The sequence below is a fragment of the Paenibacillus cellulosilyticus genome (genome assembly GCF_003182255.1).
In the GTDB taxonomy this organism is placed as follows: Bacteria; Bacillota; Bacilli; order Paenibacillales; family Paenibacillaceae; genus Paenibacillus_T; species Paenibacillus_T cellulosilyticus.
The window spans coordinates 61,353-81,357 of sequence record NZ_QGTQ01000011.1 but is presented as its reverse complement, the minus strand read 5'-3'; the positions used below and the strand labels follow the sequence as shown (position 1 = coordinate 81,357).

16 protein-coding genes and 1 riboswitch are annotated in these 20,005 nt (G+C 52.2%); of the genes, 11 read left to right on the top strand and 5 right to left on the bottom strand.

What is annotated here, in order from left to right; all coding sequences use genetic code 11:
* Positions 1–222 precede the first annotated feature (222 nt).
* The 5 genes from DFQ01_RS15545 to DFQ01_RS15525 all read left to right on the top strand — a co-directional run bounded on the left by DFQ01_RS15545 (position 223) and on the right by DFQ01_RS15525 (position 6,377).
* Complete coding sequence (locus DFQ01_RS15545) at positions 223–1,881, top strand: rhamnogalacturonan lyase B N-terminal domain-containing protein (RefSeq protein WP_219993703.1); 1,659 nt, start codon at positions 223–225, stop codon at positions 1,879–1,881.
* A gap of 642 nt (positions 1,882–2,523) precedes the next feature.
* On the top strand, positions 2,524–2,916 hold the full coding sequence (locus DFQ01_RS15540) for a FixH family protein (RefSeq protein ID WP_174812844.1): 393 nt from the start codon (positions 2,524–2,526) through the stop codon (positions 2,914–2,916).
* Between the two features lie 178 nt (positions 2,917–3,094).
* Positions 3,095–3,250, top strand: a riboswitch (cyclic di-AMP (ydaO/yuaA leader).
* A gap of 103 nt (positions 3,251–3,353) precedes the next feature.
* A complete protein-coding gene (locus DFQ01_RS15535; protein WP_110044810.1) occupies positions 3,354–5,180 on the top strand; it encodes an APC family permease in 1,827 nt (608 codons plus the stop codon).
* 279 nt (positions 5,181–5,459) lie between these two features.
* A complete protein-coding gene (locus tag DFQ01_RS15530) occupies positions 5,460–5,810 on the top strand; it encodes a PadR family transcriptional regulator (protein WP_110044809.1) in 351 nt (116 codons plus the stop codon).
* Between the two features lie 3 nt (positions 5,811–5,813).
* Positions 5,814–6,377 (top strand): DUF2812 domain-containing protein, encoded by a 564-nt coding sequence (locus tag DFQ01_RS15525; protein ID WP_110044808.1) that lies wholly within the window; start codon positions 5,814–5,816, stop codon positions 6,375–6,377.
* Here the strand turns inward: DFQ01_RS15525 and DFQ01_RS15520 are convergent.
* The 3 genes from DFQ01_RS15520 to DFQ01_RS15510 all read right to left on the bottom strand — a co-directional run bounded on the left by DFQ01_RS15520 (position 6,363) and on the right by DFQ01_RS15510 (position 11,740).
* Positions 6,363–6,986, bottom strand: a complete 624-nt coding sequence (locus tag DFQ01_RS15520; RefSeq protein ID WP_110044807.1) for a hypothetical protein — start codon at positions 6,984–6,986, stop codon at positions 6,363–6,365. The two genes, DFQ01_RS15525 and DFQ01_RS15520, sit on opposite strands and share 15 nt — an antisense overlap.
* Before the next feature lie 351 nt (positions 6,987–7,337).
* Positions 7,338–10,493, bottom strand: coding sequence for a beta-galactosidase, LacZ type (gene lacZ, locus DFQ01_RS15515; protein ID WP_174812843.1), 3,156 nt, complete (start codon positions 10,491–10,493; stop codon positions 7,338–7,340).
* Positions 10,494–10,639: 146 nt separating this feature from the next.
* The gene (locus tag DFQ01_RS15510) at positions 10,640–11,740 is read right to left on the bottom strand and encodes a YncE family protein (RefSeq protein ID WP_110044806.1); all 1,101 of its coding nucleotides are present in this window, start codon (positions 11,738–11,740) and stop codon (positions 10,640–10,642) included.
* 147 nt (positions 11,741–11,887) lie between these two features.
* Here DFQ01_RS15510 and DFQ01_RS15505 point away from each other — a divergent pair, with 147 nt between their 5' ends.
* The 4 genes from DFQ01_RS15505 to DFQ01_RS15490 all read left to right on the top strand — a co-directional run bounded on the left by DFQ01_RS15505 (position 11,888) and on the right by DFQ01_RS15490 (position 16,335).
* Positions 11,888–12,481: a hypothetical protein gene (locus DFQ01_RS15505; RefSeq protein WP_174812842.1), complete on the top strand. Its 594-nt coding sequence runs from the start codon at positions 11,888–11,890 to the stop codon at positions 12,479–12,481.
* Between the two features lie 356 nt (positions 12,482–12,837).
* Entirely contained in the window at positions 12,838–14,574 is a 1,737-nt protein-coding gene (locus DFQ01_RS15500) for a proline--tRNA ligase (protein WP_110044805.1), read from the top strand.
* A 184-nt stretch (positions 14,575–14,758) separates the two neighbouring features.
* Complete coding sequence (locus DFQ01_RS15495; RefSeq protein WP_110044804.1) at positions 14,759–15,997, top strand: DUF445 domain-containing protein; 1,239 nt, start codon at positions 14,759–14,761, stop codon at positions 15,995–15,997.
* Between the two features lie 50 nt (positions 15,998–16,047).
* Positions 16,048–16,335, top strand: a complete 288-nt coding sequence (locus tag DFQ01_RS15490) for a hypothetical protein (RefSeq protein WP_110044803.1) — start codon at positions 16,048–16,050, stop codon at positions 16,333–16,335.
* Between the two features lie 75 nt (positions 16,336–16,410).
* Here the strand turns inward: DFQ01_RS15490 and DFQ01_RS15485 are convergent, their stop codons facing one another.
* Together DFQ01_RS15485 and DFQ01_RS15480 are read right to left on the bottom strand one after the other, a co-directional pair.
* Complete coding sequence (locus DFQ01_RS15485) at positions 16,411–18,141, bottom strand: SulP family inorganic anion transporter (protein WP_110044802.1); 1,731 nt, start codon at positions 18,139–18,141, stop codon at positions 16,411–16,413.
* 251 nt (positions 18,142–18,392) lie between these two features.
* Positions 18,393–18,728, bottom strand: coding sequence for an ArsR/SmtB family transcription factor (locus DFQ01_RS15480; RefSeq protein ID WP_110044801.1), 336 nt, complete (start codon positions 18,726–18,728; stop codon positions 18,393–18,395).
* A 175-nt stretch (positions 18,729–18,903) separates the two neighbouring features.
* On the opposite strand from DFQ01_RS15480, the gene DFQ01_RS15475 reads away from it, so the two are divergent.
* Both DFQ01_RS15475 and DFQ01_RS15470 read left to right on the top strand, forming a co-directional pair.
* Positions 18,904–19,524 carry a hypothetical protein gene (locus DFQ01_RS15475; protein WP_110044800.1) on the top strand — a complete coding sequence of 207 codons (621 nt, stop codon included), beginning with the start codon at positions 18,904–18,906 and terminating at the stop codon, positions 19,522–19,524.
* On the top strand, positions 19,524–19,865 hold the full coding sequence (locus DFQ01_RS15470; protein ID WP_110044799.1) for a zinc ribbon domain-containing protein YjdM: 342 nt from the start codon (positions 19,524–19,526) through the stop codon (positions 19,863–19,865). The genes DFQ01_RS15475 and DFQ01_RS15470 overlap by 1 nt, the downstream gene beginning before the upstream one ends.
* Positions 19,866–20,005: the final 140 nt, after the last annotated feature.

The following is a 20,005-nucleotide window of genomic DNA, read 5'->3' as shown; positions in this document are numbered from 1 at the left end:
GGTGGATATGGGCTGTTCGGCATGGTATTGCTAGAGGGCCTAATGGTCCAATGACCTTTACATTTCTGTTATGGTATTATATGGATGTTAACGATTGGGGGTGAGAATGGGCCGATTTGCGTGTTGGTTAGGGAGCAAGCGAAGGTTTCTCTACAGCATGATGGGCTTGTACGAATGATTTTGTAAGCGATTACAAACTAATGAGAGAAGAGGGTGTACGTAATGAATTCGACTGCTGGCAGTCAAACTTATTTTGAACAACGTTGGTTATCGGGGAAGCGGCTATTTATGCTTATGTTATCGCTTGTAACGGCGCTGGTCTGTTTCGTTCCAAGCCCGTCCGCGTTCGCGGCGACGGTGTATGTGACCGATAATGGGTCAACCGTTGTCGTCGACACAGGGGCAGGACTTGTGTACACGATTAACAAAAGCAACGGTGACATGACCTCGGCGAAGTTGAACGGAACAGAGCTTATCGGCTCCACGAAGCCATCGCATATTGGTTCGGGTCTAGGTAGTGCTACAGTCACATGGAGCAAGTCGCCTTCCGGCTCCACCGTAAACATCACAGTTGCGACGAGCACATTGACTCACTATTACGCTTCGCGTGGGGGAGAGAACATTATTTATATGGCGACCTATGTGACGGCTGAGCCGTCGGTAGGTGAGCTGAGGTATATTTTCCGCGGGAACAGCAGTGTACTGACGAATGTGCCGACGGCATCCAAAACGCTCAATAACACGGGCGCGATCGAAAGCTCCGACGTGTTCGGCTTCTCGAACGGCCAAACCGCGTCGAAATATTATGGCAACAGCCAAGCGAAGGACCTGAGCATCGCAGGCGTAACGGGCAGCGGCGTTGGCGTCTTCATGGCGTACGGCAATCGCGAGTCGAGCTCGGGCGGTCCGTTCTTCCGCGACATTCAGTTCCAATCGGGCGGAGATACGGAAGTGTACAACTACATGAACTCCGGCCATGAACAGACGGAATCATACCGGATGGGATTGCATGGTCCGTATGCGCTTGTATTCACGACGGGTTCAACGCCGAGCGTACCGGATTTCAGCTGGATGTCGGGTCTCAATCTGACAGGGTGGGTATCCTCGCGTGGTGCTGTCGTCTTGAACGGCCTCTCCGGCATGGATTCGAGTTACACGTATACGATCGGCTTCGCGAACAGCACGGCGCAGTATTGGAGTACAGCTTCCTCGTCGGGAGCGGCAGGGACGTACAACATGAAGCCGGGAACGTATACGATGACGGTCTATAAGGGAGAGCTTGGTGTTTATTCCGAAAGCGTTACGGTCAGCGCAGGCAGCACAACGACGCTCAACACGCGCACGATCAGCAATGATCCAAGCAGCACGTCGACGATTTGGCGCATCGGCAATTGGGACGGCACGCCAAACGAATTGTTAAATGGACAGACGATTGTACTTCGCCATCCATCCGATAGCCGTAATTCGAGCTGGGGACCGGTCACCTACGCTGTAGGTAGTGCAACGAACAAGTTCCCGGCTATACAGTTCCGTGGAGCGAACACGCCGACGACCGTTACGTTCTCGCTAAGCTCGACGCAGGCAGCAGCTGCGCATACGCTGAAGATCGGTATCACAGCGGCGTATAACAACGGACGGCCAAGCGTTACGATCAATGGCAATACACTATCGAATCCAAGTGCCTCGTCGCAGCCTGACTCACGGAGCTTTACGATCGGGACGTATCGCGGCAACAATACGACGTTCTCGTGGAGTATACCGGCGTCCTACTTCGTGAGCGGTACGAACACGCTGACCATCTCGCCGATCAGCGGCTCCTCCGACCTCGGCACTTGGCTGAGCGCAGGTTGGGTGTACGATTGCGTGGAGCTGGGAAGCTAGGATAAGGAAGCCCGGAAGCCCGGGAGTGATAGTTTCGAACAGTCGAGCATGATTGCTCGACTGTTTTGTTATTTGGCTGGCGATTGGTGGCTTATGCGCTCGCGAGACGACCGCTTGTGCGATTAAGTGTGGAAGAACCACACTTAATCACGTAGAATCTTCGCTCAGAAGTCAGTAAGAGTGGGAGTGGTAACACCACACCTATCGTCTCGCTAACTGTGTGTAAACGAGCCGAATGTTGATTTTAGCGTGGTAGAATCACACTTAACCACACAAAAACGCCGCTCGGATGTCAGTAAGTGTAGTATTACCACACTTACTGTCTCGCCAACTGTGCGCTAACGAGCCGAATGTTGATTTAAGCGTGGTAGAGCCTCGCTTAAACACGCAAAAACGTCGCTCGGATGTCAGTAAGTGTAGTATTACCACACTTAGCGTCTCCCCCAAGGGCTGAATGGTCGTATGTGACAATCCTATTGCATAATGTGACTTGCGACTCAGTCAGTCTGGCGGTCGCTTGGCCGCGCCCCGCGTACCCAGACACGGAAAAGTCAAATTTGACGATCCCGTTACTTTCCTACTAGCTATCCCAATCAAGGGGTATAATGTTGTAGCACAGAAATGTTGGAAGGACGGATGGCAATGAAATCGACACGTTGGTTAACGGTGGCAGTTATTTTATTACTTGTAGTGGCATTGGTCGGGTGCAGTACGGCAGCGACGGATGGAGAAGTCGATCCGAAGGACGTAACCGTGGATCTGGCAAGCGATCCTGTCGTCATGAAGGCTAATGAGCAGGGGAAATTGATCGTGCAGACGACAGGTCTGAGCAGCGATATAACACCGGATATTCAGATCGATATTCGCAAGCCGGACAATAAAGGGCTGCCTGAATATGTGAAGACCACTTCCATAGGCAACGGTCAATATGCTGCGGAATATACTTTTGCAGCAGCAGGAAGTTATACGATCTATCTTCACGTCATGCAGGGCGAGCTTCATATCACGAAGAAAAAAAAGCTGGATGTTCAGTAACTCCAGTGACTGAATTGTGTGACAACAGGCGCAAGCGCGAGAAAAAGACAGCTCTAGCTTAAATAATCGACAAGACGTACCGTAGCAAGCGTTTACATTCTTGCAATACAATCTTTCTTATCTTTTTTGCCCCAAAACGCGATTTTACAGTAATAGGTGATGGAGTTATGATTAGCGCATCACATATTCGCTGAATTTCTGAAAGGAAAACGGGGGAACCAACGGCGCTCATGCAGCATGCTGCGCCAGGGGTGAATCGGTGTTCACACATCGTAGGGCGACTTCAACCGCCCGAATCCGACAGCTAACCTCGTAAGCGTTGTTGAGGGGGGACACGACTTCGGTTATTCAAAACCGCGAGGAGAAGCCTTGCGGTTTTTTGCTGCGCAAAAATAGAGAAAAAGTGACAGAAATACCGAGTCTAGGGGGATTGGATCGTGATTGCAAGTTTAAAACGCGTCATCATTGGACGTCCGTTGAAGTCGACTGAGCTTGGCGAGCAACGGTTGAACAAAACGAAGGCACTGGCTATTTTGTCATCAGACGCGTTGTCGTCGGTCGCCTATGGTCCTGAGCAAATCTTAATTGCACTTGTTGCAGTTAGTATGACCGCATTTTGGTATTCGATTCCGATCGGGATCGGCGTACTCGTGCTGCTGACGGCACTTATTTTATCTTATCGGCAAATTATTTTCGCTTATCCGCATGGTGGCGGCGCTTATGTGGTATCGAAGCAAAATCTCGGCAAATACCCAGGACTGGTAGCGGGTGTATCGTTGCTGGTCGATTATATTCTGACCGTAGCGGTAAGTGTCTCGGCCGGAACAGATGCGATTACATCGGCGTTTCCGAGCTTGCACGAACACACCGTTATAATAGCCGTCATATTCGTCTTGCTTATTACGCTGCTGAATCTTCGCGGTGTGACAGAATCCGCGTCGATCCTAGCTTATCCAGTATATTTGTTCGTGCTTGCACTGTTCATTCTGATCGGAGCTGGCTTGTATAATATCGCTACAGGCGGCGTTTCCCCTGAGCTTCACACGCCAATGGGAACACATGTGGCAGGTATCAGCTTGTTCCTGCTGCTGAAGGCATTCGCATCCGGCAGCTCGGCGCTGACGGGGGTTGAGGCGATCTCGAACGCCATTCCGAACTTCAAGTCGCCTGAGCCGAACAACGCGGCTAAGACACTGTCGGCGATGGGTGTGCTGCTTGCGATATTGTTCGCTGGTATCGTCTTCCTTGCTTATTACTACGGCATTTCGCCGAAAGCAGAAGTAACGGTCGTATCGCAAATTGCAGAGGAAACGTTCGGTCGGAATTTTATGTACTTCTTCATCCAAGGGACAACGGCACTCATTCTAGTGCTCGCAGCGAATACGGGCTATTCCGCATTTCCGCTGCTAGCGGTTAACTTGGCCAAAGATAAGTTCATCCCGCGTATGTTCACGGCTCGTGGCGACCGCCTTGGTTACTCGAACGGCATCATTAGTTTAGCGGTGCTGTCGATTCTGTTGATCATTTTGTTCAAAGGGCAGACAGATCAATTGATTCCGCTCTACGCGGTTGGCGTATTCATCCCGTTCACCCTGTCGCAGACGGGGATGATGGTGAAGTGGATTCGCGAGAAGCCGAAGGGCTGGGTTCTGAAGCTGACGATTAATGGGGTTGGCGCACTCATCAGCTTTACGGTCTCGATTATTTTCTTCCTGACGAAGTTCTCGCATGTATGGCCGGTGTTAATCTTCCTGCCTGTGCTCATCTTCGTCCTGCATCGCATTAACAAGCACTATGAGTCGATTGGTGAGCAGCTGAATCGTGCGACGTGTGAGCCGGTTCTGCCGATTGAAGGAAATGTAATCATTTTGCCGGTGTCGGGCATTACGCATGTTGTGGAGCAGTCGCTCGCTTATGCAAAATCGCTTGGTGCAGCGCAGATTATCGCGGTCTACATTCCGTTCGAGCGTGATGAGGAAGCGACCTTCGAGCGCAAATGGGAACAATTCATGCCTGACGTCCGACTCGTCACGCTTCACTCGCCGTATCGCAGTATCGTTCAGCCGCTGCTCAAGTTCGTGGACACGGTCGAGCGCAAAGCGAAAGAGTCGAATCACCAAGTCACCGTCATCATTCCGCAGTTCATACCGAAGAAAGGCTGGCATAACATCCTGCATAACCAGACCAGCTTCTATCTTCGTACACGGCTTCTGTACCACTCAAGCGTTGTGTTGACGACAGTGCCTTATCATTTGAAAAAATAACAGGTACGACCGGGTTTGTGGCGCAGCGTGCGAACGAGATGTCATCGACCCCATCATAACCAAGGCCATCCTTTACTGAGGGATGGCCTTGCTGCGTTCCGCAGGCAGGCAGCCTATTTTGTCAACGATAGGGATGGAACTTGTTGACAGTCATTTTGCTGCGTGCTACTATATCGATGCACGATATATCGACTATGGATACATCATTGATCAATACATCGACATGCGATCTAATAAATAGATGAGCGATGCATGGTTTTTACGAACAGAGGTGAGGACATGAAGGATTCGGTGCAGGATTTGCTGCCGTTGACGGAGGCTTATTTTTATATACTCGTGACTTTGTACCGCGGAGATGCACACGGCTATGCCATGATGCAGGATGTCGAGCAGATGAGCAGAGGACGCGTTCGGATTGGAGCGGGGACGCTGTATACGGCGCTAAGTACGCTGCAGAAGAAGGGACTCATTGATTTTGCGCAAGGGGCGGATAGTACGGATTCGAGAAGGAAGTTGTATGCGATAACCGACAAAGGCCGGGAAGTGCTGAAGGGCGAGATGGTTCGGCTGGAGGAACTGCTGCACAATGCTAGGCAGGCGATCGAACAGACGTTAGGGGGAGGGGCATAAGCAATGACACATGTTGATCAATTTGTTGCGCGGACTCGGGTGTCGTTCGTATGGAACTACGAGAGGGATGAGGAGTGGCTGACGAGCTTGTCCGCGCAAGGGCAGCACTTAGTGAAGCCAGGGACTTTCCGCTATCGCTTCGAGCAAGACGCGTCGGTACGATATGTGTATCGGTTGGATTACCACCAGATCAAAGAGAAGGGCCAGCTGGACGCTTATTACGCTTTGTTCGAGGATATGGGCTGGGAGCATGTTGGGTCGAATATGGGCTGGCACTATTTCCGCAAACCTTGCGTTGAAGGGGAGACCTCCACACCAATCTATACGGATCGAAGCTCACTAATCCAATTGCTTAAGAGAGTCCAACTGATGCTCATCGTACTTGCGTTCGCCAATGTGCCCATCATGTTCGTGAACATCTTCAATGTGTGGAATTGGAACGATCGTTCGCAGACGATCAGCGGTGTGATCACCTCGGTCGTAGTACTCCAAGTGCTAGTCGTTATTCTCCTATCGTATGGATCGGTGTGCTTCCAGCGTAAGATTCGAAGACTAGCCGGACACTAGCGTTGTAAAATGGATCGCCGGATTCGCCGTGAGCGCGATATGGTGCAGAAATGCACCACATGCGAGCAAGCGGGCCGCCGCGAGCGCGATATGGTGCAGAAATGCACCACATGCGAGCAAGCGGGCCGCCGTGAGCGCGATATGGTGCAGAAATGCACCATATGAGAGCAAACGGGCCGCCGCGAGCGCGATATGGTGCAGAAATGCACCACATGCGAGCAAGCGGGCCGCCGCGAGCGCGATATGGTGCAGAAATGCACCACATGCGAGCAAGCGGGCCGCCGTGAGCGCGATATGGTGAAGAAGTGCACCACATGCGAGCAAGCGGGCCGCCATGAGCGTGATATGGTGCAGAAATGCACCATATGAGAGCAAACGGGCCGCCGCGAGCGCGATATGGTGCAGAAATGCACCATATGAGAGCAAACGGGCCGCCGCGAGCGCCAGTAGGTGCAGAAATGCACCTAAGCAAAGCGAAAGCGCCGCGGCGAACGCCGGTAGGTGCAGAAATGCACCTGCGTATAGCGAAACCGCCTCGGCGAGCGCCAGTAGGTGCAGAAATGCACCTACGTAAAGCGAAAGCGCCGCGGCGAGCGCCAGTAAGTGCAAAAATGCACCATAAGCGAAGCCTGCGCTATGTCGGCCGAGTACGCTAGCCCACTACCGGATAAAAGAAAGACCCTCTGCCATATCAATTGGCAGAGGGTCTTTCTTTAAATACAAGTAACAAACTCAAAAAGTAAGCTTTGCCCCGCAGGGGCTCGCGATTCCCACCGCTCAAGTACGAGAACGCGCGTCTCTTTCTATCCCACGTTTCCCCTTCCGGGGTCCCGGGGTTGGGAAACCCCGGGGGTCCTCCCTAGCAGGGAGGACTTAGGTGGGTAGAAATCATTAGGTGGGTAGAATTCTTTAGACTGGTAGAATCTAATCCCTTCAAAGGGGTCCAAGGGGCATAGCCCCTTATACCGGTTTCACCGTAAACCGCAAACTATACGTGCGGTTCGCCGGCAGCGTGTACTCGACGTGCGTCGGAGCGCCCCAGCTGTCGTCGCCGCCAACGCCCATTTGCTTGTCGTTGACGCGGATGATCGTCTGCTGCGATACCGGCAGCTTGTAGCCGTGATCAGCTTCATCCAGCTCATTCGGCGTCCATGGGAGCGCGCTCCATTCCATGAGGCCAGCGCTTTCGAAGTGCAGGCCGGCGCCGTTCGCGCCTTCCGTCACGGAAGCGAAGCGGACGTCCGTCTTGTTGCCGCACTCCTGCGGCTTCAAGTATGGTACATACTGCCCCGCAACTGTTCCCGCGAAGCGACCAAGGCGTGCGCTCTTCTTGCGGTCCCAATGGTTCTCATGCGGTCCGCGGCCATACCATTCGATCGAATCCAAGCCGCCGTCCAGCACGAACAGCATACCGAACTCAGGGAGGTCAGGCAGTTTGTCGCTGCCAGGCACGAGATCCTGCTGAATCGTAACAGCGCCATCAGGGTTGATTTCATACTGCAAGGTTACTGTCGATGCCGGTACGGTTGCTGCCGACAATACAACCGTTACGATGCAGCGTCCGCCGTCCATTTGCCAAGCAAAATCAACAAGCTGTTGCGAAACGGAAGCTTCTTTCCATACCGCACAGCGCTCATGCATTTTGTTGCCGCGGTCGTTGTCTGTCGGTGCACGCCAGAAGTTCGGACGAGCAGGCGCGAGCAGACGCTCTTGACCTGATGCCGAGCGATACGAAACGAGCTGACCCGTTGTGCGATTGAACGCAACGGACGCCTGATCGCCAGCCACAGTCAGCAGATCGCCATCTTCCACTACGCGAAGCGTTTCTTTTTCACTTTCCGTACTTCCAGCACTTGCCGCGCTTCCAGCAGCAACAGTCCCACGAACCGAACGAGGCGCCAGTACGAACTGCTCCCAAGCCATTTCATGTCCAGCTTCAGCCCAAGCCGTCGCGCTGCGAAGCACGAGCGATACGCTCAGTACCGCTTCACGACCAGCACGCTCTGCAGCATCGATAGCTGTATACGGCACAACTACCTCAACCACTTCACCCGGCGCAGCCGACACAACGAACTGTCCCTTCTGCACGACCAAGCCTTCCAGCTCTACCTGCCACGTCAGATCGTACTCGCCGAGATCGATGAACAGGTTTTTGTTCTTCACTTGAATACGGCCCGAAGTCAGATCAACTGCCGTGAAGTCTACGTTCTGGTAGCAGCTCTTCACTTCAAGCAGCTTAGGCGTTACCGTGCGGTCGCCGAACAGAAGACCGTTACCGCTGAAGTTGCCGTCATGCGGCGATTCGCCGAAGTCGCCGCCATAAGCGAGGTACTCGATGCCGTCTGCTGTTTTCGTCCGAATCGCTTGGTCGACCCAGTCCCAAATGAAGCCGCCTTGGATGATCGGATATTTGTCGAACAGCTCTGCGTATTTATGCAGTCCACCGCACGAGTTGCCCATCGCATGGGAGTACTCGCACAGAATGTATGGCTTTTGCGGATTGCTGAGCGCGTACTTCTCGACGTCATTCGGCCTAATATACATCGTCGACTCGATATCCGATGCCGCTTCCGACGGACGGTAGTGGAAGACACCCTCATAGTGCACGAGACGAGTTGGATCAACCTCACGCAAATAATCATGCATCGCGATAAAATTGTCCCCGCCAAACGATTCGTTCCCAAGCGACCAGATAATGATCGACGGGTGGTTCTTGTCCCGCTGGAACATCGAGTTGCAGCGATCCAATACGTTCTCGCGCCATTCTGGGTGGCCAGCCGGCACAGTGTGAGACGGGAGATCCTGTTGACCATATGCCCAGGAGCCGTGTGTCTCTATGTTCGCTTCATCGATCACATACAAGCCGTACTCGTCGCACAGCTCGTACCAGACCGGCTGGTTCGGATAGTGTGACGTCCGGACAGCGTTGATGTTGTGGCTCTTCATCAGCTTAATGTCACGGATCATGTCCTCGACACCAAGCGCACGGCCTGTCTCGCAGCTGAATTCGTGACGATTCGTACCTTTGAACACGATCCGTTTACCGTTGATATGCATAATGCCGTCTTTGAGCTCGAACGTGCGGAAGCCAACGCGGCAGCTAACCGTCTCGACCAGCTCGCCTGTAGCATCGCGCAACGAAATAACGAACGTATACAAATTAGGCTTCTCCGCACTCCACTTCAGCGGATTCACAACTACAGTCGAGAGCTTAAGCTCAATCTCACCAGCATCACCTACAGCAGCCGCAGCCGTAACAGGCGCTGATAACACCGGTTGACCAGCTGCATCATACAGCTGTGCTTCCAGCTGGAAGTCACCTGCCGTATTGTCCCAATAGCGCTCAACGCGAACGTCCAGCTCCAGATTAGCGTCCTGGTACGCTGCATCCAGCTCCGTACGAACGAAGAAGTCGGCAACATGCAGCTTCGGCGTCGAATACAGATACACATCGCGGAAAATACCGCTCAGACGCCAGAAGTCCTGATCCTCCAGCCAGCTCGCGTCGCACCAGCGGTACACTTCGACGGCCAGCTTGTTCTCGCCCTCGATCAAGTACGGCGTAAGATCGAACGCTGCCGGTGTGAACGTATCCTCGCTGTAACCGACGAGCTCGCCGTTCAGCCAGACGTAGAAGGCGGATTCAACACCTTGGAAGTTGATGAACACAGGTTGTCCAGCCCATGCCGTCGGCACCGTGAACGTCCGTATGTAAGAACCAACTGGATTGTATAACGTCGGGGCAAAAGGAGGCTTCAGGTCTGGCTCGCGCTCCGCCCATGGATAACGTACGTTCGTGTATTGCGGATAGTCGTAGCCTTGGAACTGCCAATGCGATGGCACTGGCATATCTGCCCAGCCGCTGTAATCGAAATCTGCTTCATAGAAATTCGCAATACGCTGTGCTGGCGTTTCGGCGAACGCGAACTTCCACACACCGTTGAGCGACTGATAGTATGGGGAGCTTGTATGTTTACCTTCCAGCGCTTGTTCGAGCGACGGGAACGGCATTAGCGACGCATGCGCTTTCAAGCGGTTCAGTTCGAAAATTTCCGGGTTGTTATTCCATTCGGGGTAGCCATTTGCAGGTGGTTCATATACCCATTTTGAACGCAAGTTAGATCTCTCCTTGTATGCTGTTTGTTTAATGTTTAATACATACCTTTATTATATGTCGTAGCTATTGACGCGAATATAGAAGAATTAAGTGGTTTTCTATCAAAATATGAAAGAAAGCGGCACTCGAGGCACCGCTTCATCGATTATCGCTTCGTGACAAGCCGCTCCCGACGAGGGGCGATGACCGACACGTTATTGTCCTGCTGGTTAACGGTGTACAGCTTGCTGCTCCGCATGTTCACAACGCCTGCAATGACACCTTGGCCCGGCGACACCGTGTTGATGACGCTGTTCGTCCGTCCATTAATCGCGGTCACAGTGGTCGGTACGGCGTCCGAACCAAGCGTTGAAGAGAAGATCCGATTCTTCCTGCTATTAATGAAAATCAGAATCGGGAAAATACCATTCGTAATCCGCGCGATCACCTCATTCGTCTTCGTACTAATGACATTCACAATGCGAGATGTATCATCTGGCGCGTACAGCGTGCTTGTACGCGGATTAATGCCGAATGTACCGACCTCGCCTATGCCCGTTATTGTGGTAATGACGCTATGCGTTGCCCCATTGATGACGACCAAGCCCCTGCTCGTGGAGACATAGATGCGATTCGTTCGGCTATTCAGCTTAACCACGGTTGGGAAATCGCCGACGGTAAGGGTCGTGATCACGCGGTTCTTTGCACCGCTAATGACCGAAATCGTCTGGCCCCCCGTATTGAGCACGTAGATCCGATTCGTCCGCTCGTTGACCGCAATCGTGTTGCCGCCGCCGAAATTCGGATTTTGCGCGCCAACCGGAATGGTCGCAATGACACGAGCCTTGGCGCCGCTAATAACGGAGATCGTATTACTGCCATGATTCAGCACATAGATGCGGTTCGTCCGCCGATTGACTGCCACACCAACCGGGTTCTGTCCGACTTTCACCAGCGCGACGACTGATTTCCATGCTCCATGAATGACAGCGACTTGGTTTGTAAAAGAGGTCACATAGATCATATTCGTGCGCGAATTGACCGCTGCATGAGCGGAGCCATCTGGAACCTTGATTGTTCGGATGACGCGATCGGTTGCACTGTTAATGACTGAAACGGAGCTGCGAATGGTTTGCGTTCCATTATTCACGACATAGATGCGTCTCGTCCGTACATTGAAGACAGCGTCTGTCGGATTGCTTCCGACGCGTATTTTTTTAATGACACGGTATACTTCAGCTGTTTGTTTCGCTGTTATCGTTTTCATCGTATCGAGTTCTGCACGCTCCTTCGCACAAGGTACACGACACTATATTCGCAGGAGATTGGACAATGAGACGGCGCGTCCGCCTATTTCGCATTCCAGCGTAACCTATTAGCTGCCGTATACGTCTAAGAGACGAGGTGATGACGAATGAGAATAACGAGATATTGGGCGGGGATCAGCTTGCTGCTCCTGCTCTCTTGTATGGTTTGGCTTACTGCTTGTGGCGATAAAAAAAGTTCAAACGCTGACAGCTCCCAAGCGTCAGCTAACCAGACAGAGGACACAGCACCATTAGCCCAAGAAGTGAAGGAAGGCGATTTCGTCTACCGGCTTGTCGCCGAGACGGCGGAGGATCATTCTGCGGATAGCGTGAAGCTGTACGCAGAGCTTGAATATGCAGGGGACCAGGACGAGGTGACGATTACGCACGCGATGTCGCCGTTTTATTTTCCGATGAAAGAAACGACAAGAGGCTATGATATCAGCTACATGATGGATCAGCCGCTGATCACGACGACACTGAGGAAGGGAGAACCGCTTCGGGAACAATATCGCGCATCAGGCGGGTACTCCGCAGACCAAGATCCGAAGGACTATATCGAGTTCATCAAGGACTTCACAGCCAATGGCTTTCTCCCGGGACGTTATGAGGTGAACGGCTTTGCAGATTTCAACCTGCTCGTTGGTGACAAAAGTGAACCGTACAAGCTGAGCGCCACAGTCGTATTCACGGTCAAATAGCAGTTGACGCGCGGCGCGCAATTCGCTAATGTTATCTCAATTGATATATCGCGACAACAGCGCTGACCAAGGCCAGTCGTTCAGGCGATCGTAAGTCCAGAGAGGAAGCTCACCGGCTGCAAGGCTTCCCGTCCACGATCGAACGATTTTCCTACCTTGCGAGCTGCAGCACCGGCTTAAGTACGCCGAACCCGCTGCCGGCATTTTGCCGTTATGGAAGGAAGGACTGTAGAGACGAGCCGTGTTGATTCGCTCACAGTTGGAATAAGGGTGGTACCACGACGCATTCGTCCCTGACGGATGCGTCTTTTTTGTTGTTCGACGATCAAGCCAATTACGAAGAGGAGTGACTCGATATGCGCCAAAATCAATTAATGCTCTCTACCCTGCGCGAATCGCCAGGAGATGCAGAGGCGATCAGCCACCAGCTGATGCTGCGTGCAGGCTATATTCGTCAGGTAGCTGCGGGGATTTACACGTACATGCCGCTTGGCAGACGCGTGCTGCGTAAGGTCGAGGAGATCGTCCGCGAGGAGATGGATCGGGCGGGCGCGCAAGAGCTGCTCATGCCTGCGCTTCAGCCTGCGGAGCTGTGGAAGGAATCGGGCCGTTACGGCGTATATGGTCCGGAGCTGATGCGGCTGCAGGACCGACATGAGCGTGAGTTCGCGCTCGGGCCGACGCACGAGGAGGTCATTACGACGCTCGTTCGCAACGAAATTAGCAGCTACCGCCGTCTGCCAGTGACGCTGTATCAGATTCAGACGAAGTTCCGCGACGAGCGTCGTCCTCGGTTTGGTCTGCTGCGCGGACGCGAATTCCTCATGAAGGACGCCTACTCGTTCGACACGGATTGGGAAGGACTCGATGCCTCCTATCAGCGGATGTATAAGGCATATCATCGCATCTTCGAACGGTGCGGGTTAAACTTCCGCGCAGTGGAGGCCGATGCTGGCGCGATCGGCGGCGAGGGCGGCACGCACGAATTCATGGCGCTCGCCGACATCGGCGAGGATACGATTGCTGCATGTACGTGCTGCGGCTATGCAGCGAACTTGGAGAAGGCGACATCTCGTGCGGCGGCAAGCGAGAGCGTAGGCAGCCATACTGCAGGACCTTCGCATTCAGCCTCCGTTCCGGCAATAGAGAAGTTCCACACACCAGGCATCCGCACGATTGATCAGCTGGTGCAATCGGTTGGCGCTGCGGCATCGGATATGCTGAAGACGGTCGTATTCGTTGCAGACGAGCAGGTTGTAGCGGTCGTCGTTCGAGGCGACCATGAAATCAACGAGCTGAAAGTGAAGCATTACCTCGGGGCTGAAGATATTGCCATTGCGGATGCCGAGACGGTGCTGCGCCTGACGGGCGTACCAACGGGCTTCATCGGGCCAGTTGGTCTGACGCTGCCGGTACTGGTTGATTACGCTGCTGCTGAATTGACTCACGGCATTGCCGGTGCGAATGAAGGGGACTATCATTACCGCAATGTCCAGCCGGGCCGGGACTTCGAGCTGTCGCGAACAGGCGACTTCCGCAACGCGGCAGAGGGCGATGGCTGCCCAAGCTGCGCGGAAGGAACGCTGCAATTTTATCGCGGGATCGAGGTTGGCCATGTGTTCAAGCTCGGCACCAAATACAGCGAGAAGCTGGGTGCGCAGTTCCTAGATAGCTCGGGCAAATCGCAGACGATGATTATGGGCTGCTACGGCATCGGCGTTTCGCGTGTGCTGTCGGCTGTCGTTGAGCAGCATTACGATGCGAACGGAATCATTTGGCCAATCGGAATCGCGCCTTATCAGGTGCATCTCATCCCGATTGCGGTGAAGGACGAGGCACAGATGCAGGCGGCACAGCAGTTATATGATCGCCTGCTTGCTGAAGGCGTTGAGGTGCTGCTCGACGATCGCGACGAGCGCGCGGGCGTGAAGTTCAAGGACGCCGACCTGATTGGCATTCCGCTTCGAATCGTTGTCGGCCGCGACATCGCATCGGGTCAGGTTGAATATATGGAGCGCCGAGCGGGCGAGAAGCAAGCGATCGGGACGGAAGAGGCACTCGAGCGCGTCCTAGCAGCTGTTAGAGGTCGGTAAGAGATAGATTAATGGAAGCGTGCGCGCATGTTGGATTCCATTTTTGGGAAAAATGGTTCCGAAACTTCTTCCATGTTTATCGGCAGATGTTTACAGCAGATCGCGACAACGGTATCATTTGGTACATCGGAGAGCAGAGCGACGTTGAGCTCCACTCAAAGATACCAATGTAAGGAGGTTCACCATGAGATCGCGATATTTGGCTATTATGTCGCTTGCCGTCATGGCATGCGGATTCATCCTCACACTGCTGCTGAAGGAAACCACGCTTGTTAAAATATTGCAGGGCGGCTTCGAGGCAGGTCTTGTTGGTGGACTTGCGGACTGGTTCGCGGTCACGGCATTGTTCCGACATCCGATGGGCATTCCGATTCCGCATACGTCGCTGCTGCTGCGCAATCGGGACAAAATCATCCGCTCGCTCATCTCTGCGCTAGAGAACGAGCTGCTCAACAAGGCGAGCATCGAGAACCGTCTTCGCAAGCTGAAGCTGCTGCAGATGGGCGGTCGGCTGCTGACGAGGCTGTTCGCTAGACGTAAGGTGCGGACGATGATCATCGAGGAGATGATCCCGATGGTTCAGCAGCTGCCGCTTGAGAAAGCGGCGGAGCTGGCGCAGTCCGCTGTCGCGTCTGTCGTACGCAACATCGATATGAAGCTGACGGCTGACCGATTGCTGACGAAGGCGATGGAAGCAGGCTACGATGAGCTGGCGCTCGATTATGTGCTGAAGGAAGCGCACAATTGGGCGAAGCGTCCGACGACGAAGGTGATGCTGGGCAAGCTGGCTGCCGACAAGCTTGCCGAGGTGAAGATGGGCGGCTTGATGGGCTTTGCGGTCCAAGCGTTCGCCGGCTTCATGGACGAGGATAAGATGGGCGGCATGCTTCAAGGAATGGTCGTTTCCGGCATCGCCGGTTTGCAGGATCGGGATAATGAGCACCGCGACACCATCATGCGCGAAATTCGCGTTCGCCTGTTCCAGTGGGCGGAGGATGAAGAGAGTCTCGACCGCGTGAAGGGCCGCGTGCTTGGCATGATCGAAGGCGGAGAGGGCAAGCTGTTCATGCAAGCTCGACTTGAGGAGCTGCGCTCGTTGACACTTAAGAAGCTCGAAGAGCAGCGCCAGACAGGCGGTCGTGTCCTGTTCACGCTGTATGCCAGCATTGTGCGCAGTCTCAATCGCGATCCAGAGCGGATTACGAATTGGGAGAACAAGCTGCTTGCTTACGCGATTCATCTCGTCGAGACGAACCACTACCGGATCGGTCAGCTGGTGAAGGAAAACCTCGACCAGATGGACGACGCCGCGCTTGTCAGCATGCTGGAGGAGAAGGTCGGCAGCGACCTGCAGTGGATTCGCGTCAACGGCGCGTTGTGCGGCTTCCTGGTCGGCATCGTGCTGTCGCTGTTCCAGTTGTAGGATGGAATAATGGCATGGGTTTGATTTTATTTAGGAGGTAAGGAATCGATATGACGAACGAACAAGTAGATTACAACGTAGATGAGCTTATTGCGCATCTGGCTGAGAAAACAAAGGTAGCTGCGGGTACGATCAAGCTCGTGCTGAAGCACGAGCAGACGTTCATCGATAAGGCGAAACCAAACGCACAAGGCGAATACGATATCGACAGCGATGAGCTGGTCGATTACATTTTGGCTCAGAAGGACGTTAAGCTGGACGAGCTGACGCTTGAGACGATTCTCGACGCGGAGATGCAGTATTTGCTCGAGAACGGTTATGCGGATTACGAGGACTAGTTTTTTCTCGGATACGATTGCGCAATAAGCAAACAAAGCATTCGCTTGAACAGAAGCGGATGCTTTGTTTGTTTATTAGAGGCCGCCGAGCTCGTTCGGAACATTTGACAATGCTGTACATTCACGGAACGCGAAATGCTTGCAGCCCTTGCACGTATGGCCGTCAAGTCGAGCTATGGCATAATCGATGGCATCTCCCGTATGTTCGAAGAAGTGCTGCTCTCCGATAACGGAATGTAGTGCGGTCCTCTTGAATACTTCCAGAGACTGTGGTTGAATGCCTGAGATTAGGACGGTTCCGCCTGTTTTCTTGATATCGTTGATAAATCGGGCCAGCTTGGACTCGCCCGTCATATCCACATAAGGTACTTTAGTCATACGCAAAATGACAAAATGAAGTCCGGGTCGAAGCACGGTGCTCATTGATTTTTCGAAAATATTAGCAGTGCCGAAGAACAAAGGGCCTTCAAGGTTGAAAATGCTGATTTGAGGACAATCATGGGCTTCGCTAACCATATAAGCCTTCACCTTGGCGCGTTTATCGGCGGAGTCGGGTAGAACTTTGGTTACCTTTAATAATTCGCTCATTCGTTTAACGAACAGAAGGACGGATAAGACTAAGCCGACTTCGACAGCTGTTGGCAGGCTCGTGAGTACGGTTAGCGTGAAGGTAATCAGCAGCACGATCGAATCGCTTGTTCTCGTCTTGAGGATATGCACAAACTCCTTACGCTCACTCATATTCCACGCAACCAGCATTAGAATGGGAGCCATACTGGCAAGTGGGATATTCGCAGCGAATGGAGCGAACAGCATGAGTATGAGGAAAACGACAATCCCATGTACGATGCCGGAAATCGGCGATGCAGCTCCGTTTTTAATATTGGTTGCCGTCCGTGCAATAGCGCCGGTCGCGGGAATTCCTCCAAAGAGAGGCGTTACGATGTTTGCGATGCCTTGCCCAATCAGCTCGCGATTGCTGTTATGGCGAGTGCCGGTCATGCCGTCGGCTACAACAGCCGATAACAAGGATTCAATGCCGCCCAGCATAGCGATAATGAAAGCAGGCTGAAGCAGCATCCGCACTCGATCCCATGTTATGTCCGGCAACCGAAACTGCGGCAGCTCGCTCGGGATCGCTCCGAATGAGGAACCGATCGTTGCTACGTGCCCATCGAAGAACAAGGCTGAGACAACGCTTGAGGCGATGAGTCCCGTTAAAGAGCCAGGAATTCTAGGCAGTACTTTCGGCGTTAGGAGAGCCGCAGCGAAACAGATCGCTGCCGTGACGACGCTGTAGATATTAACGGTGGATAGATGTACTGCGATTTCTGTCATGTTCGGAATAAAATATTCGTGTTTCTTCATGCCGCTCAGACCTAATAAGTTCTGGACCTGACCGCTGAAGATGATGACTGCGATCCCGGCTGTAAAGCCGATCGTTACAGGGCGAGGGATGAATTTAATCAGTGCCCCCAGCCTGAACAAGCCCATCAATACAAGCATAACTCCTGCCATAAGTCCGGCAAGCAGTAGGTTGTCATACCCGTACTGCAGGACGATTGCGAATAAAATGGGGATGAAAGCGCCGGTCGGACCGCCGATCTGAAATCTTGAGCCTCCGAGCAAAGAGATCAATATGCCGGCAATGATGGTGGTATAGATCCCGTATTCGGGCTTGACCCCAGACGCAATAGCAAACGCCATCCCTAATGGAATGGCGATAATGCCGACGATGAGCCCTGAGATGATATCCCTGCGAAAGGCGGCTGCATGATAGCCTTCGAATCTACTCGTCCATTTCATCTGTTCGCCTTCTATTCTTATATATTTGATTATTTGAATATATAGAGAATGTAACGTTGACCGCTGACAAAGTCAAACGTTAGAATTCGAATGGTTTTCCCGAAAATGGATAGTTAAAAGCAAAAAACAAGGTGCTCCTTGAAATAGCTCATGGATGCCCTTGTTTTATTGAAAATCCAGGCTTAAGCCTGGATTTCTCCGGAATGAAACACGCTGCGCCATTAAAGGAAGGTGACAGCCGTTTCACCTTGTTATTGCTCATTTCGAATGACCTCAAGCAGTGAAATGGCGTCAACGAGATGATTGTCAAAAATCTGCTTGGCGACGGCTAGCAGGTCTTTAATCAGCGGATCTCGCAATGAGTAAATGACGGATGTTCCATCTTTTATGCCGCTCACTACGTTTTTATTGCGCAGCACGGACAGCTGCTGCGAAACAGCAGAGCCTTCCGAACCTAGAATGCTTTGTAATTCATTAACGTTTCTATCGCCTTCGCTTAGAACTTCAAGTATTCGTATTCGCATGGGATGAGCTAATGCTTTAAAGAAGTCGGCTTTAAAGTGATGAATATTGTGATGCTGATTCATAGCACATGCTCCTTAACACCAGAACTTAAGAATATATAGCTATAATAGCACATTTTCAAATCATGCTTTATTGATAACGGATCTGCATCAATTGTTATTTGGATGGTTGTGCATTATAATGCTTATTACATTCATACTTTTGAATATTTGATTTTTTGACGAAGGGCGGGGAACGATGCCGAGCTTTATTGCTAGCGAACAATCGAAGTCCGGTTCGCACGCCCAACCCATGCGCATGAGCAGACAAGCGGTCATTGAGATTGGCGTTAACGCGCTGAACGAGGTCGGTTCCGAATCGATCTGTAGGGTCTGCATCAAGTATGGGGGCTCTTGCTGTAACGGTTGTCACCATCTTGTGAATGGTATTGGGTGTACAGCACGCAATACGAGCTGTACAGCATGGTTGTGCGGAAATTTAAAATATTTGTTATACGCAACAGGTTATCTGGAGGAATGGAATGCGTTCTGGAGACAGGTACCGGGACAAAGCTTTCGCGAAGATCATACGCCAGATATTTTTGCTGCGGAAAAGCCGTTGCACCTGCCCGCCATTCGTCAGCTTGGTGAAGCATTAGCTGCTGATCTACAGGAGTTGGCGACGAAGCACCCAGCGGTGGGATTCATTCATACGCTCAGAGATAAAATGGATAAAAACATTGACCAATTGAATCATTGCAAGAATGATCCCAAAAGGCGGAAGCGAATGGAAAAGAACATCAAAGCACTGACAAGTCCGTTTCATCGTTTCCAGTCCGAATTACAAGAATACCATCTGAGGTTAGGAGAGAGTGAATGATGTCGGAAATCCCGAATTGTCCGGAATGCAGCTCGACGTATACATACGAGGACGGAATGCTATTGATTTGCCCGGAATGCAGTCACGAGTGGCCCAAAGAATCGGAAGCGAGCAATAATGATGACAACGAGCAAGTTAAAGATTCTAACGGCAATGTATTAAACGACGGTGACACGGTAGCTATCATCAAAGATCTTAAAGTTAAAGGAAGCTCGTCTGTTCTGAAAATCGGCACGAAGGTCAAAAATATCCGCCTCGTCGATGGCGATCATAATATTGATTGCAAAATCGATGGTTTCGGTGCGATGAAATTAAAGTCCGAGTTCGTAAAGAAAGTATAGACTTGTTTGTTTTGAGGGTAAGATTATTCTACAACGACGAAGGCACCTGACTAGGTGTCTTTTTTCTTTATGCAGCGGATTATGTCTTGTATAAAAGTGGTAATGGTTCTTAGGTGAAAACATTAGATAACGTGAGGTGA

Excerpts from the sequence above, each read along its gene's own strand:
- DFQ01_RS15545 (WP_219993703.1), top strand. The coding sequence starts at position 223 with ATGAATTCGACTGCTGGCAGTCAAACTTATTTTGAACAACGTTGGTTA.
- DFQ01_RS15540 (WP_174812844.1), top strand. The coding sequence starts at position 2,524 with ATGAAATCGACACGTTGGTTAACGGTGGCAGTTATTTTATTACTTGTA.
- DFQ01_RS15530 (WP_110044809.1), top strand. The coding sequence starts at position 5,460 with ATGAAGGATTCGGTGCAGGATTTGCTGCCGTTGACGGAGGCTTATTTT.
- DFQ01_RS15525 (WP_110044808.1), top strand. The coding sequence starts at position 5,814 with ATGACACATGTTGATCAATTTGTTGCGCGGACTCGGGTGTCGTTCGTA.
- DFQ01_RS15510 (WP_110044806.1), bottom strand. The coding sequence starts at position 11,740 with ATGAAAACGATAACAGCGAAACAAACAGCTGAAGTATACCGTGTCATT.
- DFQ01_RS15505 (WP_174812842.1), top strand. The coding sequence starts at position 11,888 with ATGAGAATAACGAGATATTGGGCGGGGATCAGCTTGCTGCTCCTGCTC.
- DFQ01_RS15500 (WP_110044805.1), top strand. The coding sequence starts at position 12,838 with ATGCGCCAAAATCAATTAATGCTCTCTACCCTGCGCGAATCGCCAGGA.
- DFQ01_RS15495 (WP_110044804.1), top strand. The coding sequence starts at position 14,759 with ATGAGATCGCGATATTTGGCTATTATGTCGCTTGCCGTCATGGCATGC.
- DFQ01_RS15490 (WP_110044803.1), top strand. The coding sequence starts at position 16,048 with ATGACGAACGAACAAGTAGATTACAACGTAGATGAGCTTATTGCGCAT.
- DFQ01_RS15485 (WP_110044802.1), bottom strand. The coding sequence starts at position 18,141 with ATGAAATGGACGAGTAGATTCGAAGGCTATCATGCAGCCGCCTTTCGC.
- DFQ01_RS15480 (WP_110044801.1), bottom strand. The coding sequence starts at position 18,728 with ATGAATCAGCATCACAATATTCATCACTTTAAAGCCGACTTCTTTAAA.
- DFQ01_RS15475 (WP_110044800.1), top strand. The coding sequence starts at position 18,904 with ATGCCGAGCTTTATTGCTAGCGAACAATCGAAGTCCGGTTCGCACGCC.
- DFQ01_RS15470 (WP_110044799.1), top strand. The coding sequence starts at position 19,524 with ATGTCGGAAATCCCGAATTGTCCGGAATGCAGCTCGACGTATACATAC.